Below are 24,663 nucleotides of genomic sequence, written 5' to 3'. Positions count from 1 at the left end.
ATTCAACGTCCCCTTACAGCTTCATCAGGCCGGCGTCGTCGACCGAGGCCGAGTGGCGGGAACGGAACACCGACACGATGATCGCGAGCCCCACCACGACCTCCGCGGCGGCGACGACCATCGTGAAGAACGCGATGATCTGGCCGTCGAGGTTGCCGTGCATCCGGGAGAAGGTCACCAGCGCGAGGTTGCAGGCGTTGAGCATCAGCTCCACGCACATGAACAGGACGATCGCGTTCCGCCGGATCAGCACCCCGGCCGCACCGATGGTGAACAACAGGACGGCGAGATAGAGGTAGTTGACCGGATTCACTTGGCGACCTCCTCTGCCTCGTTGTCGCTGTCTGCGTTGTCGTTGCCTTCGTCCTCCCGGCCGCGCGCGGCGCCGCCCCGGCCCTTGCGGCCGAGCCGCTCCTCGGAGCGCTGTTCCAGCGCCCGGAGCTGCTCCAGGGACTCGCCCGACACATCGCGGATCTGGCCGCGTTCGCGCAGGGTCCGCATGACGGTGAGCTCGGCCGGGGTGCCGTCCGGGAGGAGACCGGGGATGTCCACGGCGTTGTGCCGGGCGTAGACGCCTGGGGCGGGCAGCGGCGGCAGATGCGTTCCGCGCACCCGTGCCTCGGACATCTCCCGCTGGGTACGGGCTCGTTCGGTGCGCTCCCGGTGGGTGAGCACCATCGCGCCGACCGTGGCCGTGATCAGCAGGGCGCCGGTGATCTCGAAGGCGAAGACGTACCTGGTGAAGAGGAGGGCGGCCAGTCCCTCGACGTTCCCGCCGTGCGCGCTGTTGGCGTTGCCGAGACCGTTGAAGCTGTTCAGCGAGGCGTTGCCGATGCCCGCGATCAGCAGGACGCCGAAGCCGATCCCGCAGCCCGCGGCCAGCCAGCGCTGGCCCTTGATGGTCTCCTTCAGCGAGTCGGCGGCCGTGACGCCGACCAGCATGACGACGAAGAGGAACAGCATCATGATCGCGCCGGTGTAGACGACGATCTGCACGATGCCGAGGAAGTAGGCGCCGTTGGCAAGATAGAACACCGCCAGGACGATCATGGTCCCGGCGAGGCTCAGCGCGCTGTGCACGGCTCTTCTCATCAGTACGGTGGACAGCGCGCCGATCACGGCGACGGTGCCCAGCAGCCAGAACTGGACGGCCTCACCGATCGAGGTCTGGGAGGCCGCCGCGGCCAGGGCGGTCATGCGCCCACCCCCTGCGCCGAGCCGTCGTTCTCGCGGTCGCCGCTCGTGCCGGACGCCTCGTCCGACGGCTTCTCGCCCTTGGAAGCGGCGGTCTGACGCACCGTGCCGGGCGCGGCCTCGGTGACCAGGCCGCGGTAGTAGTCCTGCTCGTCCATCCCCGGATAGATCGCGTGCGGGGTGTCGACCATGCCCTCCTCCAGGCCCGCGAGCAGCTCTTCCTTGGTGTAGATGAGGCTGGTGCGGGAGGTGTTGGCGAGCTCGAACTCATTGGTCATCGTGAGCGCCCGGGTCGGGCACGCCTCGATGCACAGCCCGCACAGGATGCAGCGCGCGTAGTTGATCTGGTAGACGCGGCCGTAGCGCTCGCCCGGGGAGTAGCGCTCCTCGTCGGTGTTGTCCGCGCCCTCCACGTAGATCGCGTCCGCCGGGCAGGCCCAGGCGCACAGCTCGCAGCCGACGCACTTCTCCAGACCGTCCGGGTGACGGTTGAGCTGATGCCGGCCGTGGAAGCGCGGCGCCGTCACCTTCCGCGTTTCCGGATACTGCTCCGTCAGCCGCTTCTTGAACATGGCCTTGAAGGTCACGCCGAAGCCGGCGACGGGGTTCTGGAACTTCTCCTCCGAGGGCTCCTTCGACTCAGACACCGTCTGCCTCCTTTCCGTCACTCGCATTTCCGTCACTCTGAGTATCCGACCCGCCACTGACAACGAGCTGTCGCTCGCCCCGCGGTCTGCGCCGCGGCACCGCCGGCAGGGTCTGTCCGGGCAGCGGCGGCACCGGGAATCCGCCCGCCATCGGGTCGAACTCGGGCTCCGGGCCCGCCTTCGCCGCCTCGCCCGCCCCGCCCTTCCGGTCGCGGAAGACGTCCGCGACGAAGGAGAGCAGCAGGATCGCGATCACGGCCCCGGCCACGTACAGCACGATCCGCGTGAAGTCGTAGCCCTCGTTGCGCAGCGCCCGCACGGTGGCGACCAGCATCAGCCAGACCACGGACGCCGGGATCAGGACCTTCCAGCCGAGCTTCATCAGCTGGTCGTAGCGGACGCGGGGCAGCGTGCCGCGCAGCCAGATGAAGAAGAACAGCAGCAACTGGACCTTGAGGACGAACCAGAGCATCGGCCACCAGCCGTGGTTCGCGCCCTCCCAGAAGGTGCTGATGGGCCACGGGGCCCGCCAGCCGCCCAGGAACAGGGTGACGGAGACCGCGGAGACGGTGACCATGTTCACGTACTCGGCGAGCATGAACATCGCGAACTTGATCGACGAGTACTCGGTGTTGAACCCGCCGACCAGGTCGCCCTCGGACTCCGGCATGTCGAACGGGGCCCGGTTGGTCTCCCCGACCATCGTGATGATGTAGATGATGAACGACACCGGCAGCAGGAGGACGAACCAGCGGTCCTGCTGCGCCTCCACGATCTTCGAGGTCGACATCGAACCGGAGTAGAGGAAGACCGAGGCGAACGCGGCGCCCATCGCGATCTCGTAGCTGATCATCTGGGCGCAGGAGCGCAGCCCGCCGAGGAGCGGGTACGTCGACCCGGACGACCAGCCCGCCAGCACGATGCCGTAGATCCCGATCGAGGCGACCGCGAGGATGTAGAGCATCGCGATCGGCAGGTCGGTGAGCTGCATCGCCGTGCGCTGGCCGAAGATCGAGACCTCGTTGCCGGGCGGGCCGAACGGGATCACGGCGATCGCCATGAACGCCGGGATGGCGGCGACGATCGGCGCGAGCACGTACACGACCTTGTCGGCGCGCTTGACGACGACGTCTTCCTTCAGCATCAGCTTCACACCGTCGGCGAGCGACTGGAGCATGCCCCAGGGCCCGTTCCGGTTGGGGCCGATGCGCAGTTGCATCCAGGCGACGACCTTGCGCTCCCACACGATGGAGAACAGCACGGTCACCATCAGGAACGCGAAGCAGAACACCGCCTTGACGACGACCAGCCACCACGGGTCGGTGCCGAACATCGACAGGTTCTCGGCGGCGAGCACGGCCCCGTGCGGTGCCGCTGCCAGTTGAGCGAAGGCAGTCACGCCCCCACCTCCGGTGTGGTGTCGTCGGTGCCCGGTGCGGCGGGACCGATCCGGACCAGGCCGCCGGGCCGGGCGCCGGTGTCGGCCGAGACGCCCCGCCCGACGGAGTTCAGCGGCACCCAGACCACCCGGTCCGGCATGTCGGTGATCTTCAACGGGAGTTCGACGCGGCCCACCGGGCCGGTGACAGCCAGCAGGTCGCCGTCCTCGACGCCGGTCTCGGCCGCGGTGGCGGCGGAGAGCCGGGCGAGGGCGGCGTGCCGGGTACCGGCCAGCGCCTCGTCGCCCTGCTGGAGGAGGCCCAGGTCGAGCAGCATCCGGTGGCCCGCCAGGACGGCCTCGCCGTCGCCGGGCCGGGGCAGCGGCCGCGTCGGCTCGTCCGGGTCCTCGGCGTGCGCGCCGGCCCATCCGCCGAGCCGGTCCAGCTCGCGGCGCACGGACTTCAGGTCCGGCAGCGCGAGGGGGGTGTCCATCGCGTCGGCCAGCATGTGCAGCACCCGGGCGTCGGACGGCGGCAGGGTCCGGGTCATCTGCTCGGGCTTGAGCGCCGCCTCGAACGGCCGGGCCCGCCCTTCCCAGTCGAGGAAGGTCCCGGCCTTCTCGGCGACCGCGGCGACCGGCAGGACCACGTCGGCCCGTTCGGTGACCTCGCTCGGCCGCAGCTCCAGCGAGACCAGGAAGCCGACCCGGTCCAGGGCCTCCAGGGTCCGTGCCGGGTCCGGCAGATCGGCCGGCTCGACCCCGGCGACGAGCAGCGCGCCCAGTTCGCCGGTGGCCGCGGCCTCCACGATCTGGCCGGTGTCGCGGCCGAAGCCGGACGGGAGTTCGGCGACGCCCCACACGGCCGCCACCTCGTCCCTGGCCCGGGGGTCGGTCGCCGGGCGTCCGCCGGGCAGCAGCGACGGCAACAGGCCCGCCTCGACCGCGCCGCGCTCCCCGGCCCGGCGCGGGATCCACACCAGCCGCGCCCCGGTCGCGGTCGCGGTCCGCACCGCGGCCGTCAGCCCGCCGGGCACGGTGGCCAGCCGTTCGCCGGCCACGATCACGGCGCCGTCACCGTGCAGCGCCTCGGCCGCGGCGGCCCCGTCGCCGTCGAGTCCGGAGCCGCTCGCGAGGGCGTTCAGCCACTCGGGCTCGGTGCCGGGGGCGGCGGGCAGCAGCGTGCCGCCCGCCTTGGTGAGGCCGCGGGTGGCGTGCGAGGCGATGCCGTAGGTGCGCTGTCCGTGCTTGCGCATCGCCTTGCGCAGCCGCAGGAAGACGCCGGGCGACTCCTCCTCCGACTCGAAGCCGACGAGCAGCACCGCCGGGGCCTTCTCCAACGAGGCGTAGGTGACACCCGTACCGTCCAGATCCCGGCCGCGTCCGGCGACCCGGGCGGCCAGGAAGTCGGCCTCCTCGCCGCTGTGCGCGCGGGCCCGGAAGTCGACGTCGTTGGTGTCGAGGACGGCCCGGGCGAACTTGCCGTACGCGTACGCGTCCTCGACGGTCAGCCGGCCGCCGGCCAGGACTCCCGCCCGGCCGCGTGCTGCGGCGAGGCCGGTGGCCGCGGCGGCCAGGGCCTCGGGCCAGCTCGCCGGCTCCAGGACCCCGTCCGCGTTGCGCACCAGGGGGGTGGTGAGCCGGTCCCGCTGCTGCGCGTAGCGGAAGCCGAAGCGGCCCTTGTCGCAGAGCCACTCCTCGTTGACCTCGGGGTCGTCGGCGGCGAGCCGCCGCATGACCTTGCCGCGCCGGTGGTCGGTGCGGGTGGCGCAGCCGCCCGCGCAGTGCTCGCACACCGACGGCGACGACACCAGGTCGAAGGGGCGGGAACGGAACCGGTACGCGGCCGAGGTCAGTGCCCCGACCGGGCAGATCTGGATGGTGTTCCCGGAGAAGTACGACTCGAACGGGTCGCCCTCACCGGTGCCGACCTGCTGGAGCGCGCCGCGCTCGATCAGCTCGATCATCGGGTCGCCCGCCACCTGGTTGGAGAACCGGGTGCAGCGGGCGCAGAGCACGCACCGCTCCCGGTCCAGCAGCACCTGGGTGGAGATCGGGACCGGCTTCTGGTACGTCCGCTTCATGCCGTCGAAGCGGGACTCGGCGTCGCCGTGCGACATCGCCTGGTTCTGCAGCGGGCACTCGCCGCCCTTGTCGCAGACCGGGCAGTCCAGCGGGTGGTTGATGAGCAGCAGCTCCATCACACCCTTCTGCGCCTTCTCCGCGACGGGCGAGGTGAGCTGGGTCCGCACCACCATCCCGTCGGTGCAGGTGATGGTGCAGGACGCCATCGGCTTGCGCTGGCCCTCGACCTCGACGATGCACTGCCGGCAGGCACCTGCCGGGTCGAGGAGCGGGTGATCGCAGAAGCGCGGGATCTCGATGCCGAGGAGTTCGGCGGCGCGGATGACCAGGGTGCCCTTGGGCACGCTGATCTCGATGCCGTCGATCGTCAGCGTGACGAGGTCCTCGGGCGGGACGGCCGCCTCGCCGCCCCCGGAGGGCGCGCTCGTGGTGACGGTCATGCGTTCACCCCCTGGTGAGCGTTCTTGTCATCGGCCCAGGCGGTCGACCTGGCAGGATCGAAGGGGCAGCCCTTGCCCGTGATGTGCTGCTCGTACTCCTCGCGGAAGTACTTCAGCGAGGAGAAGATCGGCGAGGCGGCGCCGTCGCCGAGGGCGCAGAAGGACTTGCCGTTGATGTTGTCGGCGATGTCGTTCAGCTTGTCGAGGTCGTCCATACGGCCCTTGCCCGCCTCGATGTCGCGGAGCAACTGGACGAGCCAGTACGTCCCTTCGCGGCAGGGGGTGCACTTGCCGCAGGACTCGTGGGCGTAGAACTCGGTCCAGCGGGTGACGGCCCGCACCACGCAGGTCGTCTCGTCGAAGCACTGGAGCGCCTTGGTGCCGAGCATGGATCCGGCGGCGCCGACGCCCTCGTAGTCCAGCGGCACGTCGAGGTGTTCCTCGGTGAACATCGGGGTGGAGGAGCCGCCCGGGGTCCAGAACTTCAGCCGGTGCCCGGGGCGCATGCCGCCGCTCATGTCGAGCAGTTGGCGCAGCGTGATGCCGAGCGGCGCCTCGTACTGGCCGGGGCTCGCGACGTGGCCGCTGAGCGAGTACAGCGTGAAGCCCGGGGACTTCTCGCTGCCCATCGACGTGAACCAGTCCTTGCCCTTGTTCAGGATCGAGGGAACCGAGGCGATGGACTCGACGTTGTTCACCACGGTGGGGCAGGCGTACAGACCGGCGACCGCGGGGAAGGGGGGTCGCAGCCGGGGCTGGCCGCGCCGCCCTTCGAGCGAGTCGAGCAGGGCGGTCTCCTCGCCGCAGATGTACGCGCCCGCGCCCGCGTGGACGGTGAGTTCCAGGTCGAGCCCGGGGCCGAGGGCGTCCTTGCCGAGGTAGCCCGCCGCGTACGCCTCACGCACGGCCTCGTGCAACCGCCGCAGTACGGGCACGACTTCACCGCGCAGGTAGATGAAGGCGTGCGCGGAGCGGATCGCGTAGCAGGCGATGACGATGCCCTCGATGAGGGCGTGCGGGTTGGCGAAGAGGAGCGGGATGTCCTTGCAGGTGCCGGGCTCCGACTCGTCGGCATTGACGACGAGGTAGTGCGGTTTGCCGTCGCCCTGCGGGATGAACTGCCACTTCATCCCGGTGGGGAAACCGGCGCCGCCGCGCCCGCGCAGTCCGGACGCCTTGACGTACGCGATGAGGTCGTCCGGGGACATGGCGAGGGCCTTGCGCAGTCCCTCGTAGCCGCCGTGGCGCCGGTAGGTCTCCAGGGTCCAGGAGCGGGGTTCGTCCCAGAAGGCGGAGAGGACGGGGGCGAGCAGCTTCTCCGGGTCTCCCCCGCCGCCACTGCCGTTGTCGCTGATCTGGGTGGCCAACGTCATCACGCTCCCTCCTCGGCTGCGGGGCCCGCCGGGTGGTCCGGGTCACAGGCGGAGGTCGACCGCGGTGCGTCGTGGGAGCCCAGGTGCTCGGGCGGCGACGGGTCGTGCGGCTGGTCGCCGCTCGGGCTCTCGCCCCGGGGGGCGACGACGCGCGGGTGCGGTTCCTCGCCCCGGGCGAGCCGGAGGCCGGCCAGCGAGGCGGGACCGGCGCTGCCGGACGCCTCGACGGCTCCGGGGCGCTCGTCGGGGAAGCCGGCCAGGATGCGGGCGGTCTCCTTGTACGTGCACAGCGGGGCGCCCCGGGTGGGTTCGGCGCCGCGCCCGGCGATGAGGTCGTCGACCAGGCGGGTCGCGCTCTCGGGCGTCTGGTTGTCGAAGAACTCCCAGTTGACCATCATCACGGGGGCGAAGTCGCAGGCGGCGTTGCACTCGATGTGTTCGAGGGTGACCTTGCCGTCCTCGGTGGTCTCGCCGTTGCCGACGCCGAGGTGTTCCTTGAGCCGGTCGAAGATGGCGTCGCCGCCCATCACCGCGCACAGGGTGTTGGTGCACACGCCGACCTGGTAATCGCCGCCCGGCTTGCGCCGGTACATGGTGTAGAAGGTGGCGACCGCGGTGACCTCGGCGGTGGTGAGGCCGAGCATCTCGGCGCAGAAGGCCATGCCGGTACGGGAGACGTGGCCCTCCTCGGACTGCACCAGGTGCAGCAGCGGCAGCAGGGCGGACCGGCTGCCGGGGTAGCGGGCGATCACCTCCTTCGCGTCCGCCTCCAGCCGGGCGCGCACCTCGTCCGGGTAGGCGGGGGCGGGGAGCTGCGGCATCCCCAGACTGACTTCCTGTCGTGCTTCGGTCACCGGTCGACGCCTCCCATCACGGGGTCGATGGACGCGACGGCGACGATGACGTCGGCGACCTGGCCGCCTTCGCACATCGCCGCCATGGCCTGGAGGTTGGTGAAGGACGGGTCGCGGAAGTGGACCCGGTAGGGGCGGGTGCCGCCGTCGGAGACGACGTGCACGCCGAGTTCGCCCTTGGGGGATTCGACGGCGGTGTACACCTGTCCGGCGGGCACCCGGAACCCCTCGGTCACCAGCTTGAAGTGGTGGATCAGGGCCTCCATGGAGGTGCCCATGATCTTCTTGATGTGGTCGAGCGAGTTGCCGAGCCCGTCGGGGCCGAGGGCGAGCTGCGCGGGCCAGGCGATCTTCTTGTCGGCGACCATGACCGGGCCGGGTTCGAGCCGGTCGATGCACTGCTCGATGATCCGCAGCGACTGGCGCATCTCCTCCAGACGGATGAGGAAGCGGCCGTAGGCGTCGCAGCTGTCGGCGGTGGGGACGTCGAACTCGTACGTCTCGTATCCGCAGTACGGGTCCGTCTTGCGCAGGTCGTGCGGGAGCCCGGCGGAGCGCAGGATCGGCCCGGTGGCGCCGAGCGCCATGCAGCCGGTCAGGTCGAGGTAGCCGACGTCCTGCATGCGGGCCTTGAAGATGGGGTTGCCGGTGGCGAGCTTGTCGTACTCCGGCAGGTTCTTCTTCATGGTCTTCACGAACTCGCGGAGCTGGTCGATCGCGCCGGGCGGCAGGTCCTGGGCGAGTCCGCCGGGCCGGATGAACGCGTGGTTCATGCGCAGGCCGGTGATCAGCTCGAAGAGGTCGAGGACGAGTTCGCGGTCGCGGAACCCGTAGATCATGATCGTGGTGGCGCCGAGCTCCATGCCGCCGGTGGCGATGCACACCATGTGCGAGGAGATCCGGTTGAGCTCCATCAGCAGGACGCGCAGAACGGTGGCCCGGTCGGGCACCTGGTCCTCGATACCGAGGAGCTTCTCGACGCCGAGGGAGTACGCCGCCTCGTTGAAGAACGGCGTCAGGTAGTCCATGCGCGTCACGAACGTGGTGCCCTGGATCCAGGTCCGGTATTCGAGGTTCTTCTCGATGCCGGTGTGGAGGTAGCCGATGCCGCAGCGGGCCTCGGTGACGGTCTCGCCGTCGATCTCCAGGATCAGCCGCAGCACCCCGTGCGTGGACGGGTGCTGGGGCCCCATGTTGACGATGAGGCGCTCGTCGTCGGACTTGACCGCGGACTGGGCGACCTCGTCCCAGTCGCCGCCGGTGACCGTGTACACGGCCCCCTCGGTCGTGGCGCGGGGCGTTGCGCGGGGAGTAGACATCAGGAGTACGACCTCCGCTGGTCCGGAGCCGGGATCTGGGCGCCCTTGTACTCGACGGCGATACCGCCGAGCGGATAGTCCTTGCGCTGCGGATGGCCCTGCCAGTCGTCCGGCATCATGATCCGGGTGAGGGCGGGGTGCCCGTCGAAGACGAGCCCGAAGAAGTCGTACGCCTCGCGCTCGTGCCAGTCGTTGGTCGGGTAGACCTCGACGAGCGACGGGATGTGCGGGTCGCTGTCCGGCGCGGACACCTCCAGGCGGATCAGCCGGCCGTGGGTGATCGAGCGCAGGTGGTAGACGGCGTGCAGTTCGCGGCCCTTGTCACCGAGGAAGTGGACGCCGCTCACGCCGGTGCAGAGCTCGAAGCGGAGCGCCGGGTCGTCGCGCAGGGTGCGGGCCACCCGGACGAGGTGTTCGCGGGCGATGTGGAAGGTGAGTTCACCGCGGTCGACGACGGTCTTCTCGATGGCGTTGGCCGGGAGCAGGTCCTGTTCCTCCAGGGCGCCTTCGAGTTCGTCGGCGACCTCGTCGAACCAGCCGCCGTAGGGGCGGGACGAGGCCCCGGGCATGGCCACGGTGCGGACGAGGCCGCCGTAGCCCGAGGTGTCGCCGCCGTTGTTCGCGCCGAACATGCCCCTGCGCACGCCGACGACCTCGCCGTTCTCGTCGCGCGGGGCGGGGACGCCGTTGCCGTCGTGCTGCTCGCGGCCGTGGTTCTCGCTCATCGCAGCAGCCCCTTCATCTCGATCAGGGGCAGTTCCTTGAGCGCCGCGTCCTCCGCCTCGCGGGCGGCCTCCTGCGCGTTGACCCCGAGCTTGGTGCCCTGGATCTTCTGGTGGAGCTTGAGGATCGCGTCCATCAGCATCTCGGGCCGCGGCGGGCAGCCAGGCAAATAGATGTCAACCGGCACAATGTGATCAACACCTTGAACAATGGCGTAATTATTGAACATTCCGCCCGACGAGGCGCAAACCCCCATGGAGATCACCCACTTGGGGTTGGGCATCTGGTCGTAGACCTGCCGCAGGACGGGCGCCATCTTCTGACTGACACGTCCCGCCACGATCATCAGGTCCGCCTGCCGCGGCGATCCGCGGAAGACCTCCATCCCGAAACGGGCCAGGTCGTAGCGTCCCGCGCCGGTCGTCATCATCTCGATGGCGCAGCAGGCGAGGCCGAACGTGGCGGGGAAGACGGAGGCCTTCCGCACCCAGCCCGCGGCCTGCTCGACGGTGGTCAGCATGAAGCCGCTGGGCAGCTTCTCTTCGAGTCCCATGGTGTGCCCCTCAGCCCCTCAGTCCCATTCCAGGCCGCCGCGACGCCACACGTACGCATAGGCGACGAAGACGGTGAGCACGAAGAGCAGCATCTCCACGAGCCCGAAGATCCCCAGCGCGTCGAAGCTGACCGCCCAGGGATAGAGGAAGACGATCTCGATGTCGAAGACGATGAAGAGCATCGCCGTCAGGTAGTACTTGATGGGGAAGCGGCCGCCTCCGGCCGGAGTGGGGGTGGGTTCGATCCCGCACTCATACGCTTCGAGCTTCGCCCGGTTGTACCGCCTGGGGCCGATAAGCGTGGCCATGACCACGGAGAAGATCGCAAACCCTGCCCCAAGGGCGCCGAGCACGAGGATGGGTGCGTAGGCATTCACGCTCCTCGCTCCTTCCAGTCGTCCTTGACCGTTGGACCGCATCGGACGTTTTCGGCTCGCCGCCCCACCAAGATCGTGTACATGTGAGGCAGTTCACAAGCCCGACTGCCCCGCATCCTATGCCCGCCATCCTGTGATCTGCGACACGGGGTAGTGGACGGAGTTTGTGATCTTCACCACCCAGCGAACGATCATGAAGCCGGATGAGAGCCGATCTTTTCACTCAAAGCGGCAGAGCTGTTACGAGATGTGACATCTGGTGCTGTCGTCGCTGGTCAAAGCCTCGTTCCATTAACAATGGAACGCCTCTACACGCAAATTGGCAATGGACGGCAGTGCATGATATGCGCATCCGTCTCACTCCGGACTCACCCGCGCGAGGGGGGTCGCGTCGAGCGAAGTGGACGTGTGCACACATTCACGATCTTCTGGGTGCCAATACCCCCTCCACCCAGAGCCCTCCGGCGAACCCCGAACCGCTCGCGCGCACCACCGTGCACCCGTCGGCGCAACCGCCCGTACGGGCGATCCGCACGACCGCCCGGGAGGCCGGCGCGCGCGAGCGGCCCGCACCCCATCACGCGCACCCCCGCACCCGGCGATCAGGATGTGACCTGCACCACTCACCCACACTTCCGGGAAAAGCGGGCTTGGCCAACAGTGCCAACGGATGGTAAGTGACGGGCAATTCGGACGTATTGGCGAAAGTCCGTGATCACAGCGGTGATCATGCATGTCCGTTTTGCCCGTTACGGCGTCAATAAGGCTCATCAGGAAGCGGATTCAGAGATTCCGAACGTAACTGTGTCGCAACACACGTTTCTTGATGGGAGCCCCGACGCCCTGATAGCGCTAGTGCACATGTCCCACACCGCTCACATACCCAGCCACCGGAAGCCTCGCCGAAGCGCACCGAAGACGGCGCTACGCGCCGGAGTTGCCGGTGGCGTCCTCAGCACCATCGCGGTCGCCGGCGCAGCCGGGCCGGCCCAGGCCGAGCCGGTGACCCGGACGATCGAGATGCCCACCCTCACCGACGGCCTGTCCACCGCCGTCGCCGCCTCCGCCCAGGCGACCGAGCAGGTCGCCCAGGACCTGCGGACGCAGGCGCAGGAGGAAGCCGCCGCGGCCAGCGCCGCCAAGGCCGCCAAGAAGGCCAAGGCCGAGGCGGTCCGCAAGGCCGAGGCCAAGAAGAAGGCGGAGGCCGAGGCCAGGAAGAAGGCCGAGGCCGAGGCCGCGCTGCGTGCCTCGCGCACCCAGGCCCGTACGACGCTCAGCGCGACGACCTCCGGTTCCCCCGCGAGCACCACCGTCGCCACCACGTCCTCGTCCTCCTCCTCGTCCGCCCCCTCTTCCGCCTCGCAGTCGTCGAGCGCGACCGGCTCCGCCGCGTCCGTGATCTCCTTCGTGAAGGCCCAGGTCGGCGACGCGTACGTGTCGGGTGGCACCGGCCCCAACTCGTGGGACTGCTCCGGGCTGGTCCAGGCCGCGTTCCGTTCGGTGGGCGTCGACCTGCCGCGCGTCTCGCAGGCCCAGTCCACCGCGGGCACCCAGGTCTCCCTGAGCAACCTTCAGCCCGGCGACATCCTGTACTGGGGCGGCGCGGGCAGCGCGTACCACGTCGCGGTGTACGTCGGCGGCGGCCAGTTCGTCGGCGCGCAGAACTCCAGCACCGGTGTGGTGCAGCGTTCCCTCTCCTACGACCCGCCGTCGGGCGCGGTGCGCGTTCTCTGACACCCGTCGGCACTCGTCCCGCGATGCGCGTTCACTGATTCACAAGCGCGCGGAGCCGCGAAGGGCCGTCGCCCCCCTCCTTGCTCGGGGGCGACGGCCCTTCGCTCTTCCCGGAACGCGGCACCCGAGGCACAGGTCCTCACCGAGCAGCGCTCCCGCGACACGGAGTCCCAGACCCCGCCCATGGCTCCTGCTGTGGCATCGGACGTGACACCGGACCTGTGGCGCGGCATCCAACTCGCCTTCCCTGGGCTGCACTTCACGCCATGACGACCGCCGGGCACCGTTGAAAGCGCCCATGAGGGCACATGGGTACCCCGGAGCAAGATTGCCGTCAACGCTTCACACCAGCGGGTGGACCGGACCGTCCGCACCGCGCGAGACTGTGGGCGATCAGAGGAAGGTGACATGCCCCCGAGGGACAATCCCACAGCACGACAGGTCCGGCTGGGCTGCGAGTTGAGAAAGCTGCGCGAGCAGGCCGGCATGACCGCGCGCGAGGCCGCCGGGCTGATCTCCACCGATCAGGCGAAGATCAGCCATATTGAAGCGGGTCGCATCGGCGTCAGCGAAGAGCGGATCCGCCGCCTGTCGAGTTTCTACTCATGCGACGATTCCGCGTTGATCGATGCGCTGTGCGCCATATCGCGGGAGCACCGGGGCCAGTTCTGGTGGGACGAATACCGCGGTGTACTGGCACCCGGATTCCTGAACATCGCGGAGTTGGAGCACCACGCACGCTATATGCGTTGTCTCCAGCCCGTGATGGCACCCGGACTGCTCCAGATCCCGGAGTACGCCCGGGCCCTCTTCGAAGGCATCCTGCCCAAGCTGCCCGAGGAGGAGGTGGAGGCGCGGGTCGAGCACCGGATGCGCAGGCAGGCCGTGCTGGACCGCGAGAATCCGCCAAAGTTCGACGTCGTCCTCCACGAGGCCGGACTGCGCATGAGAATAGGCGGGCGCAAGGTCGCACGTGCCCAGTTGGAGCGTCTCCTGGAGGAGACGGAACGTCCCGGGGTGACCGTGCGCGTGATTCCTTTCGCCGGTGAGCAGTTCGTCGAGGCGACACAGACCGTGCTGTACGCGGGCGGAGTGACCCCGCAATTGGACACCGTCCACATCGACGCCCCGTTCGGGGGCGTATTCCTGAACTCCGTTGCCGACCTGCACCGATACCGCATGCAACTCGACTTTGCGGAACAGGTCAGCCTCGACCCCGACGAGTCACGGAGCTTCATTCACCACATCGCTCGCGACCTGTGATAATCCGCGACATGGACACTGAGATCAGCTGGCAGAAATCGTCGTTCTCCGGCGGTGGTGGGGAACAGTGTGTTGAGGTCGCACGGCGCGCCGAGGAGATTCTGTTGCGCGAGAGCGATGACCCGCGCGTGATCACTCGGACGAGCCGCGACACGTTCGCCGCATTCATCCAAGGCGTCAAGGCGGGCGAGTACGACCACTTCGTTCATTAGCACGCACCGGCGGTCACGCGCAGGGCCCCTGCCCCGGCTTCTTCCGGGCAGGGGTCCTTGTGCTCATACGCCAGAGACAATCATGCTCCGGAGCATGGTTACGCCGATCCGGCTCATGGTCCCCACACGAATGCCGCCTCCGCTCGCTCGCGCTCGTGGCCCTCGCCCCCGCGGCATTTCCGGACCACTCCCCCACTTCGCCCCGCCGGCCCGCCGAACCGGCCCGCCACCAGCGCGAACCCGCCCGGCACCCCGCAGTTCCGGAACACGCATGGGTTAGGCTCGGCGGGGCGCAGCGAAGGGCCTCGACCGGGATCCGCGGAGCCAGGATCCAGTGCCGACACCGCGTCGGACTCGCCGATCGGCCCGTCCCACCCTGAGCAGCAGCCCGGAGAAGCGGAACCGGAAAGAGCTGTTCAGGAATCGGCCCGTCGGGCCGGGATGTGGGGCTGCCCGTGCGGGATTACTTGCTCATGCTGTTCATCACGGCGGCGGTGACCCATCTGCTGACCGGGCCGGTCCGGAAGTTCGCCATCTCGATCGGGGCGATGCCGGAGATCCGGGCGCGCGACGTCCACCGCGAACCCACGCCGCGCCTGGGTGGGATCGCCATGTTCGGCGGGCTTCTGACGGGCTATCTGGTGGCCTCGCACCTGCCGCACCTCGAAGAGATCTTCACCCAGAGCTCGACGCCCCGGGCGCTGCTGTCCGGTGCCGCGCTGATCTGGCTGCTGGGGGTCCTCGACGACAAATGGGAGCTGGATTCGCTGGTCAAGCTGGGCGGGCAGGTGCTCGCCGCCGGGGTGATGGTGTTCCAGGGGCTGACGATCCTCTGGCTTCCGGTGCCGGGCACGGACGGGATCTACTTCTCCGACTGGCAGGGCACCCTGCTGACCGTGGGCCTGGTCCTGATCACCATCAACGCGGTCAACTTCGTCGACGGGCTCGACGGGCTGGCCGCCGGGACGGTCGGCATCGCGGCGACGGCGTTCTTCCTGTACGCGTACCGGCTCTGGTACGGCTACGGCATCGAGGCGGCCGCCTCCACCACGCTGGTCTCCGCGATCCTCGTGGGCATGTGCCTCGGGTTTCTGGTCCACAACTCGCACCCGGCCCGCGTCTTCATGGGCGACTCGGGCTCCATGCTGATGGGGCTGCTGATCGCCGGATGTGCGGTCTCGGTCACGGGCGACGTCGACCCGAGCATCTTCAACCAGCCCCTCGACGGCACGGCCGGTTCCGCGGCGATGGTGCCGATCTACATCCCGCTGCTGCTGCCCCTGTCCGTCATCGCGCTGCCCATCGCCGACCTCGTGCTCGCGGTCATCCGGCGTACCTGGAACGGGAAGTCGCCGTTCGCCGCCGACAAGGGCCACCTCCACCACCGGCTGCTCCAGCTCGGCCACTCGCACCGGCGGGCCGTGCTGCTCATGTACTTCTGGTCGGCGTTGTTCTCGTTCGGGATCGTGGCCTTCTCCGCCCGGGGCGCCAAGTCGTGGATCCTGTACGGCATCACAGGCGTCTGCGCGCTGGGCCTCTTCCTGCTGCTCCAGCCGCGTTACGAGATCGCCCTCACCGGACGGCTGCGCTCGCTCACGCCCCACTGGTACCGGCGGGGCCGCACGCACCTGGCTTCCAGGGACGCCGATGCCGACACCGACCGGGGCGTGGAAACGGGCGCCCAGGACCCGGAATCCCGCCAAGAAAGCCGGGTGCTCGGGTGAGACCGCGGAGGCGCCTTTCGACGGTTCCGGCCGTCACGGCACCACACGCCGAAACCAGGACGAGGCGCGGACGGACGGGGGCGGGAGGTGCTGCGGGTGTCCGTCGCCATCACGCGGCGAGCGGCGATCCCAGCCTGGGCCACTGCGACCGCAGCAATTCGGCGTGTTCGTCACCCAGCGGCACATAATGACGGCGGCACCGAATCCGACTGCGAGGTGCTCCTACGGAAGCACCAGCAAGGAGGTCACACGCGGAGCCCAAGACCCCGCCTCCACCAAGGTCACCCGGACGGCTCTGGGCCCTTCGCAGACCAGAAATCCGATCTGACGTCAGGATCGGGAATTTCCTTCCCGACATAGTCGGGACCTACTGACTTTTCCTTCGGTGGAGAAACCTCGGAAGCCTTCACGCACGGTGTCGCAACTTCAAAAAACGCCTGCCCATTACCTCCGATGAGCACTCGCACATTAAATTCATCGGACGTTCTGTAGTACATGGCCGGAGTCTTCGAATTATTCACTGCGAGTTTCTTGTACCCCTGACTCTTCCAATACCGTTCGATCACTCCGAGGAAACTCCCTCGACGCTCCTCGGAGATGATCGTCATCACCGCCCGCCGCCTCTGGACATCGCATTTACCTTCCGTCGACCGCCCGTGCGTCCAGTGCACCGCCGGCTTGATGGCAGCGAATGTTCCGTCAAGGATTTCGTCGGCACGTACGGCCGCCTCTTGCATGTTCATCTTCTCCCCCTGCCCGGTCGAGCTGCCCGATGAGCCGCATCCAGCCAGGAGCAATGCCCCAACCGCAAGCGCCACGGCTCCTGAAGTCCTCATCGAGGCCTCTCCAAGGTGATCTCGTCGGACCTGCCAACCACGATCTTGGCGATGTTGTCGGCTGACACCTGGTCCTTCGCGGGGTTGAAGTAATTAGAATGCGCCGACATCGTTCCACGATCCTCGATAATCGTGGCTCCGTCGTCCACCATGAATCGCGTAGCCCCGAAGTCTTTACTTGCCGGGTCGGTGCCGAACCAGCGCTCGCTCGGGTCAGTTTGGGCGTCTTGGGCCATGTATCCGCCAATGCCACCGACCAGGGCTCCGGCAGCACCACCAAAAAGTGCCCCCGGAGGGCCGGCAATGCCGCCACCGAGAACGAAGCCCGCCGAGCCACCTCCGACCGCACCCGTACCCATACCCAATGCTTCTGCATGATTCGGGAGTTTGGTGACGATGTCGTTCTCGGCTGCACCTACGAATACGTGACCTTTACCCATATTGAGGGCTTGTGCGTTGTCCGCACCAGTGCCCGGGCTTCCCACCAGGATGATGTCGTCGGCGCCGGGAATTCCCCCCTTCTCCTGAGCCGCGAGGCCGACCGTGAGGGAGCCGTATGAGTGCCCGATGGCGGTGACATGCGGGGCACCGCCCTCGTGCGTCGCGGAGATCCCCTCCATGAATGCGTTGTAGTCAGGCGCTCCGGCCCTGGCATCGTTGGTGAACATCACACTCCTGCCGCTTGCCAGGTCCTCCGGTGTCAACTGGGGCGCGTCGTAGCCGAGCCAGACGATCGACGAGGTCTTGCTGGACTTATCGACTTCTTGCGCACCGAGGGCTGTTTGCAGCGCACGGTTGACGGTTCCGTCGGCGAACTCCTCGTCCAGCTTGGTGGCGAGCCCGGGAACGTACGCCGAGACGTTGTCGGCGGTGTCGGGATTACCGTAGGCGATGACCGCGCGTCCGTTCCCCTTGTCGCCGATGCCCAGCAAATACATCGGTGGTTCGCTGCCTTTCTCTAGCTTCTCCTGAATCTTCTTCAGGCCACCCAGCATGTCCTGGGAAGCACCATCTTGTTCCCCTTCGAGTTTCCCGATAAGCATGCAGAGATTTTCCCGATTCGCCTCGTCACGCACCAGCGCCGGGATTCCATCCAAATTTCCGATCAGCTCCGGAAAGGCAGAGACGTACTCCTCGCGCTGCTCCTCGCTGAGGTTGTCCCACCACTCCTTGCGGTCCGAAGGCGGCTTGTCGAGCGGAAGCTGCTTCTCCAGGTAGCTGTATGCAGCTTGGCTCACCGCCTCGGCGTCCGAGGCCACATCTCCCCACGTCTTGTCGTCGACCGTTAGACCGGGTGCAGCCTTGAGCTTGCCGAGCGCGGTGCAGTACCGCTCATCAATTTCGCGCGCCTCGCACAGGGCATGGGCGATGCGGTCAGCAATGTCCTGGGCCTTGGCGCGGTGCGGATTGGGGCTATTCAGAACAGGCGCATTCGGGCCCTGAGTAAGGTCGTAATTACCCTTGCCGTCGCGGTACATAGCTGAGTTACCAGGACCGATCAGGCCATTGTTGCCCATTACAGAGCCGCCGGGCATCGTCTCGCCGCTGATCTTGTTCTTGCCGCCGGCCGGATAATCGATGCTGCCGTTTTCGTTGACTTCGTAGCCCAAGGAAGCGGCGTCGTCCAAAGCATCGCGTAATCGCCGCTGTGGGGCGCCGAGTTCGCTGGCGAGCGCATCGAGAGTGCCTCGGATGAAACCGGCCTCGGTATGGATGTAGTGGTAGTTCTCGCTCAGTCGCTTCAGCCGTTTGACAGCTGCTCGGGCAGCCTCACTGTCCTGGGTCTTGGTGAGTCTGCCACTCATGTCACCGTCGACGCGTTCGCGTGCAGCATCGGCGAACCTGGAAGCAGCACCCCAGCCGTCGGCGGCAACAGTGATCTCCGATAGCTTGAGGGAGCGGAGCTGTTGCCAGGTCAGCCCGATAGTAGTTGCCATCTCCTACTCGCCCCTCCTCGTGCCCGGCACCGTAACCGCCTTGACCTTGTCGCGGACCTGGGCATCCACTTCGCCGAGGTCCACGGCCACCTGCCGCAGTTTCGGCTCCAGAGAACTGCATTCTTCACGGACACACCCGAGTCGTTTGTCCCACGAGGCAAGAACCGACTTGAGTGTGCCGAGGCTGGACAGTCCGGTCAGACTGCTACCCGTGCCGTCGTGGGCACTACGCAGCTCAACCTTCGCAGTGATCGTGCTGGTCTGGAGATCATCTGCGGTACCGGCTGCCTTCGCCCATGGACCTCCCTTGTGCTTGAGCGTGCCGGTATCGCCCCCGCCGCCGGAAGGCTCGACGCCGCCGCCTTCCCCCTGCACGTTGTTGATCTGCACAGCGGCGGTGTACCGCCCGACGGCCTGCGCCTTCAGATGCTCCCACTCGTCCCACGCCATGCGCGTGCCCTCCCCGTGGCCCCAGGCATCGCCCGGGTGAGCATCCTGGTTGCCTCTGTGTGCTCGCTGAGGTTACCGATACAGACGTTACGGACCGGGTGCGCTGCGCCATGTCCGTACGATCACTTGGATCCGCGCTGAGTTTCCGTACCTACCCGCTCCGGCGTCGAGCCCGGCTCATCGGCAACTCGGAACACATGCCTCAGAGCCGTTGCCATAGGTTGCGTGCGTCGCTGCCGTACCGGCCTGCCGGCCAATGCGGGGCCTGCGGGGTGAACGGTGAATAGGGAAGTTGGCCGGATGTAGCTGGTGCGCTCTGCGGATGGGCCCTGCGACGGCGCCGAGCAGCGGGGCAGCCCGTGCCCACGCACCGCCACCGGAGTGCCCGCGGATGGGCCGGTCCGTGCACGACCTGATGGGGCACAGCCCGACGCAACTTCGGGCATAGGGCGCCCTCAGAGCAACATGCCTACGGAGCAACGGCCGTTGCTCCGTAGGCATACGTACATCAGGGTCAGCGAAGCGCGAGCCGACCGGTCAGAATCATCAGGCCCTCGGGGCGACCTTGGAGAGGCCGTTGATGATCCGGTCCATCGCGTCGCCGCCCGTCGGCTCGGTCAGGTTGGCGAGCATCTTGAGGGTGAACTTCATCAGCAGCGGGTGCGTCAGACCGCGCTGGGTCGCGACCTTCATCACCTTCGGGTTTCCGATCAGCTTCACGAAGGCGCGGCCCAGCGTGTAGTAGCCGCCGTAGGTCTCCTTGAGCACCTTCGGGTAGTTGGTGAGCGCCAGTTCGCGCTGGGCCGGGGTGGTGCGGGCGTGGGCCTGGACGATGACGTCCGCGGCGATCTGCCCCGACTCCATGGCGTACGCGATGCCCTCGCCGTTGAACGGGTTGACCATGCCGCCCGAATCACCGACGAGCAGCAGGCCCCGGGTGTAGTGCGGCTGGCGGTTGAACGCCATCGGCAGGGCGGCACCGCGGATCGGACCCGTCATGTTCTCCGGGGTGAATCCCCAGTCCTCCGGCATGGAGGCGCACCACGCCTTGAGGACCTCCCGCCAGTCCAGCTCCCGGAACGCGGAAGAGGAGTTGAGGATGCCGAGACCCACGTTGGACGTACCGTCACCCATGCCGAAGACCCAGCCATAGCCGGGCAGCAGCCGGTCCTGGGGGCCGCGCCGGTCCCACAGCTCCAGCCAGGACTCCAGGTAGTCGTCGTCGTGACGGGGCGAGGTGAAGTACGTGCGCACGGCCACGCCCATCGGGCGGTCCTCGCGCCGGTGCAGGCCCATGGCGAGCGACAGCCGGGAGGAGTTGCCGTCCGCGGCGACGACCAGCGGGGCACGGAAGGTGACCGGGGTCTTCTCCTCGCCGAGCTTCGCGTGGACGCCGGTGATGCGGCCGGTGCGGTCGTCGATGACCGGGGCGCCGACATTGCAGCGCTCGTACAGCCGCGCGCCCGCCTTCTGCGCCTGCCGGGCCAGTTGCTCGTCGAAGTCGTCGCGCTTGCGGACCAGTCCGTAGTCCGGGTAGGAGGCGAGCTCCGGCCAGTCGAGTTGGAGCCGGACGCCGCCGCCGATGATGCGCAGGCCCTTGTTGCGCAGCCAGCCGGCCTCTTCGGAGATGTCGATGCCCATGGCGGCGAGTTGCTTGGTGGCTCGCGGGGTGAGGCCGTCGCCGCAGACCTTCTCGCGGGGGAAGGCCGTCTTCTCCAGCAACAGGACGTCCAGTCCGGCCTTGGCGAGGTAGTACGCGGTGGTGGAACCGGCCGGGCCTGCCCCGACGACGATCACGTCCGCACTGTGCTCGGAGAGAGGCTCGGTCACGGTCGGATCTCCCGGAGGCTCGAAATCACGTGCCGCGCGGCACCTGTTCCGTTCAGTCTATGGGGGTCCGCCATCCGGCCTCCTGAAGGGCTCCCCGATGTCCGCTCCCCGTATACAGTTGCGCGTCCCCACGGATGAGGACGCGCTCGCCTGGCACCACGTCTTCGACGACCCCGAGGTGATGGAGTTCTTCGGCGGCACGTCCGCCGAACTCTCCGTCTACGAGGAACTGACCGCGCGACAGCGCAGGCACGACGCCGAACGTGGCTACTGCCTGTGGACGCTGCTCGGCGAGGACGGCGGGGTGGCGGGCTTCACCGGCGCCCAGCCCTGGCCGCACACCTCGTTCGGCCCGGTGGGCGAGATCGAGATCGGCTGGCGGCTGGCGCGTACGGCCTGGGGCCGGGGGTACGCCACTGCCGCCGCACACCTCACGCTGGATCGGCTGCGCACGGCCGGAGTGGACCGGGTGGTGGCGGTGATCGACTCATGCAACGAGCGGTCGATCGCCGTGGCCCGACGGCTGGGCATGGAGCGGGCGGAGGGCTTCACCAGACCGCGGTCGGGACGCCAGGGCCTCTGCTTCCGGCTGGAACTGACTCCATGAACTCCGGCTGGAGCTGACTTCGTGAACTCCGGCTGGAGCTGATCCCGTCGCACTCCGGCAGGAGCCGGGCGCCGTGACGCTCCGGGGTGCGGCCGGCCTCAGCGCCGGCGACGTACCGGGCGGGACCGGCGCCGTGACGCTCCGGACGGGCCTCGGCCCCGTGACGTTCCGGATGCGGTCGGCGCTCTGACGTTCCGGACGGGACCGGCGCCGTGGCGATTCCGGACGGGACCGGCCTCGTGACGTTCCGTCCGGATGGCGTCCCGAGACGCGGTCCCGGCTCCGCGGGGCCATCCGGACGGAAGCCCCCAGGGCCGGGGATCAGGGCCGTCCCCGGAGACGGTCCGCACCGAAGGACCCGGGCCGGAAGATCCGGAGGCGGAGAATCCGGGGTTGGAGAGCCCGGGGACGGAGGCGGGGCCCGTCGGCCGGGAGGACTACGCGCGCACGCCCCGGTGCAGGGCCACCACACCGCCGGTGAGGTCGCGCCAGGCGACCTTCGACCAGCCGGCCCGCTGGAGCTTCGCCGCGAGCCCCGGCTGGTCGGGCCAGGCGCGGATGGACTCGGCGAGGTACACGTACGCGTCCGGGTTGGAGGACACCGCGCGCGCGACCGGCGGCAGCGCGCGCATCAGGTACTCGGTGTACACCGTGCGGAACGGCGCCCACGTCGGCTGGGAGAACTCGCAGATCACCACCCGGCCGCCCGGCTTCGTCACCCGGTACAGCTCGCGCAGCGCCGCGTCCGTGTCCTGGACGTTGCGCAGTCCGAAGGAGATCGTCACGGCATCGAAGGTCTCGTCGCGGAACGGCAGCTTCGTGGCGTCGCCCGCGGTGAACGGCAGCCAGGAGTGGCGCCTCTTCCCCTCCCGCAGCATGCCGAGGGAGAAGTCGCAGGGCACGACGTAGGCGCCCGTCGCGGCGAACGGCAGCGAGGACGTCGCCGTGCCCGCCGCCAGGTCCAGGACCTTCTCCGCGGGCCGGGCGTGGACCGCCTTCGCGACCTCCTTGCGCCAGAGCCGGGCCTGGCCGAGGGACAGCACGTCGTTGGTGAGGTCGTAGTTGGCCGCCACGTCGTCGAACATCGTGGCGACTTCGTGCGGCTGCTTGTCCAGGGAAGCTCGGATCACCCGTCCATTCAAGCAGTCCGGTCCGCGACACCTCGCGCCGGTCGCGCCCGGCTCGTGTCCGGCTCGCGTCCGGCGCACACCGTCGTTCGCCCGTAGGGCGGCGCGCGGCGCCCGGTGCGTGCGATCGCGAGGCGGAGGATCATCCGCGTATCCCGGACGCACGCGGGTGACTCCGGCAACGCGGCGAGGGCGGGCTACCGGGCGTCGCGCGCCCGGCGGGATGCGGCAGGCGCGGTGCGGGGTGTCTCCCTTCACTCGGGAAGCACCGGAGCACCTCGCCTCGAATGCACCGGAGCACCTCGCTCCGAAAGCGCCGGAGCGCCTTGCTCGGGAGGCGTCCGAGCAGCCACTTGATAGGCAAGTCGCTGCTTGCCTATGGTGGGGGTCATGGCGGAGGATGTCTTCAAGGCCCTGGCCGACCCGACCCGTCGGCGCATCCTTGACGAGTTGGTGGAACGGGACGGCCAGACCCTGTTCGAGATATGCACGCGACTGGTGACCAAACACGGTCTGGGGCTGTCTCGCCAGGCGGTCAGCCAGCACCTGGCCGTGCTCGAATCCGCGGGTCTGGTCCTTTCGCGGCGCCAGGGCCGCTACAAGTTCCACGATCTGAACACCGAGCCCCTTGAGCGGATCGCGACCCGATGGCTCAGGCCCGACGCACCGGAGAACACCCCATGAAGATCCACCTGTCCAGCGTCTTCGTCGACGACCAGGAAAAGGCCCTGCGCTTCTACACCGATGTGCTGGGCTTCGTGAAGAAGCACGATGTCCCGGTGGGCGAGGACAGGTGGCTGACCGTGGTCTCGCCGGAAGATCCCGACGGGACCCAACTGCTGCTCGAACCCTCCGGCCATCCCGCGGTGCGGCCGTACAAGACGGCGCTGGTCCAGGACGGCATCCCGGCCACCTCTTTCGTCGTGGACGACGTGCGGGCGGAGTTCGACCGGCTGCGCGGGCTCGGGGTGCGCTTCACCCAGGAGCCGCTGGAGATGGGCCAGGTCACCACTGCGGTCTTCGACGACACCTGCGGCAATCTGATCCAGATCGTGCACAGCGAGTAGAGCGCCCGCCGGGCCGTGCCAGGCCCGGTCACGGGCGGCGCCGCACGGACGGTGCGACGTGGCCCGAGAGGTCGTTCGACGTCGTCCAGCGTGGTGCGACGTGGTGTGAAGCATTGGGGTCCGCCGGCACCGGTGCCCCGTTCCCCCCCGGGCTCTCAGCCCCTGGGAAAGCCACCTCGGGCCCTCAGCTCCTGCCGGAAGCCGCGCTGGGTCTCAACCCCTGCGGAAGCCGCCCCGCCACCCTCAACCCCTGCGGAAGACCAGGCGCCCGCCGAGCACCGTCGCCACGCAACTCCCGGCACCCGCCGCGGCCAGCTCCGCCATGTCCGCTACGGCGAACACCGCCAGGTCGGCGGGGCCGCCGACGGTCAGGGGCACGGCGAACGCCTCGGCCGGATCCGGTACGGAGGCCAGCGGGTCGAGGCCGGTCGGTTCCGGCACGGCGGACAACGGGTCGGCGACGACCGGGCCCGCCGCCGGGGCCGGGGCGTGGACGTGCAGTCCCGAGCGGGCGACGGCCGTGCGCACGGCGGGGCGGGCGAACGGGCCCCGGACGGCGGTCGTGCCGTGCCGCAGCATGCGCTGCAGTCCCCGCCGGGCACTCGCGCCCCAGCGGGTCTCGTCCATGCCCAGCGCGGTGAGCGCGGCTCCGGTGAGCGGTTCCGTACCGAGTTCGTCCGCCTCGCGCGGGTCCGGGTGGTAGGCGGCCTCCAGCAGGGCCGGTGCCCTCGCGTTCAGCAGGCCCGGCGTGATCAGCCCGGACCACCGACGGACCCGGGCCGCGGGATGGGCGGCGGTCAGCTCCTCGTACGGGCCGATCGCCACGACCGCGGCGCCGTCCACGGCCACGGAGTCGGCCGCGGCGTCCGCGGCCCCGTGCACCGCGTCGGCGGTGTGCACCGTCAACACGTCGGTCTCTCCGGCCTCAGTCG

At 68.8% G+C, this 24,663-nt stretch carries 23 protein-coding genes and 1 pseudogene; 7 read left to right on the top strand and 17 right to left on the bottom strand.

What is annotated here, in order from left to right; translation table 11 throughout:
- Positions 1–13: 13 nt before the first annotated feature.
- The 11 genes and pseudogenes from nuoK to ACIHCL_RS06240 all read right to left on the bottom strand — a co-directional run bounded on the left by nuoK (position 14) and on the right by ACIHCL_RS06240 (position 10,944).
- Positions 14–313, bottom strand: coding sequence for an NADH-quinone oxidoreductase subunit NuoK (nuoK, locus tag ACIHCL_RS06290; protein ID WP_399857490.1), 300 nt, complete (start codon positions 311–313; stop codon positions 14–16).
- A complete protein-coding gene (locus tag ACIHCL_RS06285; RefSeq protein WP_399857487.1) occupies positions 310–1,197 on the bottom strand; it encodes an NADH-quinone oxidoreductase subunit J in 888 nt (295 codons plus the stop codon). Before ACIHCL_RS06285 ends, nuoK begins: the two co-directional genes overlap by 4 nt.
- Positions 1,194–1,868, bottom strand: a complete 675-nt coding sequence (gene nuoI / locus ACIHCL_RS06280) for an NADH-quinone oxidoreductase subunit NuoI (RefSeq protein WP_399857485.1) — start codon at positions 1,866–1,868, stop codon at positions 1,194–1,196. The genes ACIHCL_RS06285 and nuoI overlap by 4 nt, the downstream gene beginning before the upstream one ends.
- Entirely contained in the window at positions 1,834–3,240 is a 1,407-nt protein-coding gene (gene nuoH, locus ACIHCL_RS06275; RefSeq protein WP_399857483.1) for an NADH-quinone oxidoreductase subunit NuoH, read from the bottom strand. The genes nuoI and nuoH overlap by 35 nt, the downstream gene beginning before the upstream one ends.
- Positions 3,237–5,744 carry an NADH-quinone oxidoreductase subunit G gene (locus tag ACIHCL_RS06270; protein ID WP_399857481.1) on the bottom strand — a complete coding sequence of 836 codons (2,508 nt, stop codon included), beginning with the start codon at positions 5,742–5,744 and terminating at the stop codon, positions 3,237–3,239. The genes nuoH and ACIHCL_RS06270 overlap by 4 nt, the downstream gene beginning before the upstream one ends.
- A complete protein-coding gene (gene nuoF / locus ACIHCL_RS06265) occupies positions 5,741–7,117 on the bottom strand; it encodes an NADH-quinone oxidoreductase subunit NuoF (RefSeq protein ID WP_399857479.1) in 1,377 nt (458 codons plus the stop codon). Before nuoF ends, ACIHCL_RS06270 begins: the two co-directional genes overlap by 4 nt.
- Entirely contained in the window at positions 7,117–7,938 is an 822-nt protein-coding gene (gene nuoE / locus ACIHCL_RS06260; RefSeq protein WP_399858036.1) for an NADH-quinone oxidoreductase subunit NuoE, read from the bottom strand. The genes nuoF and nuoE overlap by 1 nt, the downstream gene beginning before the upstream one ends.
- 29 nt (positions 7,939–7,967) lie before the next feature.
- Positions 7,968–9,290, bottom strand: a complete 1,323-nt coding sequence (locus ACIHCL_RS06255; RefSeq protein WP_399857477.1) for an NADH-quinone oxidoreductase subunit D — start codon at positions 9,288–9,290, stop codon at positions 7,968–7,970.
- Positions 9,290–10,066: pseudogene (locus ACIHCL_RS06250) on the bottom strand (NADH-quinone oxidoreductase subunit C); the annotation flags it as partial. The pseudogene ACIHCL_RS06250 and the gene ACIHCL_RS06255, both read right to left, overlap by 1 nt.
- Positions 10,012–10,566: a NuoB/complex I 20 kDa subunit family protein gene (locus ACIHCL_RS06245; RefSeq protein ID WP_399857475.1), complete on the bottom strand. Its 555-nt coding sequence runs from the start codon at positions 10,564–10,566 to the stop codon at positions 10,012–10,014. The pseudogene ACIHCL_RS06250 and the gene ACIHCL_RS06245, both read right to left, overlap by 55 nt.
- Positions 10,567–10,584: 18 nt before the next feature.
- Positions 10,585–10,944, bottom strand: coding sequence for an NADH-quinone oxidoreductase subunit A (locus tag ACIHCL_RS06240; RefSeq protein WP_018490714.1), 360 nt, complete (start codon positions 10,942–10,944; stop codon positions 10,585–10,587).
- An 861-nt stretch (positions 10,945–11,805) separates the two neighbouring features.
- Between ACIHCL_RS06240 and ACIHCL_RS06235 the strand changes: the two genes are divergently transcribed.
- From ACIHCL_RS06235 to ACIHCL_RS06220, 4 genes are all read left to right on the top strand, one after another.
- Entirely contained in the window at positions 11,806–12,678 is an 873-nt protein-coding gene (locus ACIHCL_RS06235; protein WP_399857472.1) for a C40 family peptidase, read from the top strand.
- Positions 12,679–13,086: 408 nt separating this feature from the next.
- Positions 13,087–13,941 carry a helix-turn-helix domain-containing protein gene (locus ACIHCL_RS06230; RefSeq protein WP_399857470.1) on the top strand — a complete coding sequence of 285 codons (855 nt, stop codon included), beginning with the start codon at positions 13,087–13,089 and terminating at the stop codon, positions 13,939–13,941.
- Between the two features lie 11 nt (positions 13,942–13,952).
- Complete coding sequence (locus ACIHCL_RS06225) at positions 13,953–14,153, top strand: DUF397 domain-containing protein (RefSeq protein ID WP_399857468.1); 201 nt, start codon at positions 13,953–13,955, stop codon at positions 14,151–14,153.
- A 443-nt stretch (positions 14,154–14,596) separates the two neighbouring features.
- The gene (locus ACIHCL_RS06220) at positions 14,597–15,877 is read left to right on the top strand and encodes an MraY family glycosyltransferase (protein ID WP_399857466.1); all 1,281 of its coding nucleotides are present in this window, start codon (positions 14,597–14,599) and stop codon (positions 15,875–15,877) included.
- A 281-nt stretch (positions 15,878–16,158) separates the two neighbouring features.
- Here the strand turns inward: ACIHCL_RS06220 and ACIHCL_RS06215 are convergent, their stop codons facing one another.
- The 4 genes from ACIHCL_RS06215 to ACIHCL_RS06200 all read right to left on the bottom strand — a co-directional run bounded on the left by ACIHCL_RS06215 (position 16,159) and on the right by ACIHCL_RS06200 (position 20,930).
- A complete protein-coding gene (locus tag ACIHCL_RS06215; RefSeq protein ID WP_399857464.1) occupies positions 16,159–16,620 on the bottom strand; it encodes a hypothetical protein in 462 nt (153 codons plus the stop codon).
- An 89-nt stretch (positions 16,621–16,709) separates the two neighbouring features.
- The gene (locus ACIHCL_RS06210) at positions 16,710–18,650 is read right to left on the bottom strand and encodes an alpha/beta hydrolase (protein WP_399857462.1); all 1,941 of its coding nucleotides are present in this window, start codon (positions 18,648–18,650) and stop codon (positions 16,710–16,712) included.
- 3 nt (positions 18,651–18,653) lie between these two features.
- Positions 18,654–19,100, bottom strand: coding sequence for an amino acid ABC transporter permease (locus ACIHCL_RS06205; RefSeq protein ID WP_399857460.1), 447 nt, complete (start codon positions 19,098–19,100; stop codon positions 18,654–18,656).
- 546 nt (positions 19,101–19,646) lie between these two features.
- Complete coding sequence (locus tag ACIHCL_RS06200) at positions 19,647–20,930, bottom strand: geranylgeranyl reductase family protein (RefSeq protein WP_399857458.1); 1,284 nt, start codon at positions 20,928–20,930, stop codon at positions 19,647–19,649.
- A gap of 97 nt (positions 20,931–21,027) precedes the next feature.
- On the opposite strand from ACIHCL_RS06200, the gene ACIHCL_RS06195 reads away from it, so the two are divergent.
- Entirely contained in the window at positions 21,028–21,537 is a 510-nt protein-coding gene (locus ACIHCL_RS06195; protein WP_399857456.1) for a GNAT family N-acetyltransferase, read from the top strand.
- A gap of 437 nt (positions 21,538–21,974) precedes the next feature.
- Here the strand turns inward: ACIHCL_RS06195 and ACIHCL_RS06190 are convergent, their stop codons facing one another.
- Positions 21,975–22,667: a demethylmenaquinone methyltransferase gene (locus tag ACIHCL_RS06190; RefSeq protein ID WP_399857454.1), complete on the bottom strand. Its 693-nt coding sequence runs from the start codon at positions 22,665–22,667 to the stop codon at positions 21,975–21,977.
- 387 nt (positions 22,668–23,054) lie between these two features.
- On the opposite strand from ACIHCL_RS06190, the gene ACIHCL_RS06185 reads away from it, so the two are divergent.
- Entirely contained in the window at positions 23,055–23,348 is a 294-nt protein-coding gene (locus ACIHCL_RS06185; protein ID WP_399857452.1) for an ArsR/SmtB family transcription factor, read from the top strand.
- Complete coding sequence (locus ACIHCL_RS06180) at positions 23,345–23,731, top strand: VOC family protein (RefSeq protein WP_399857451.1); 387 nt, start codon at positions 23,345–23,347, stop codon at positions 23,729–23,731. Before ACIHCL_RS06185 ends, ACIHCL_RS06180 begins: the two co-directional genes overlap by 4 nt.
- A gap of 243 nt (positions 23,732–23,974) precedes the next feature.
- On the opposite strand, the gene ACIHCL_RS06175 is transcribed toward ACIHCL_RS06180, so the two are convergent.
- Complete coding sequence (locus ACIHCL_RS06175) at positions 23,975–24,640, bottom strand: imidazolonepropionase-like domain-containing protein (protein ID WP_399857449.1); 666 nt, start codon at positions 24,638–24,640, stop codon at positions 23,975–23,977.
- Positions 24,641–24,663 lie beyond the last annotated feature (23 nt).

This window comes from Streptomyces sp. NPDC052042 (assembly GCF_044548345.1).
GTDB lineage: Bacteria > Actinomycetota > Actinomycetes > Streptomycetales > Streptomycetaceae > Streptomyces.
The sequence above is the reverse complement of the archived record's forward strand: the minus strand, read 5'-3'. Positions and strand labels throughout refer to the sequence as shown.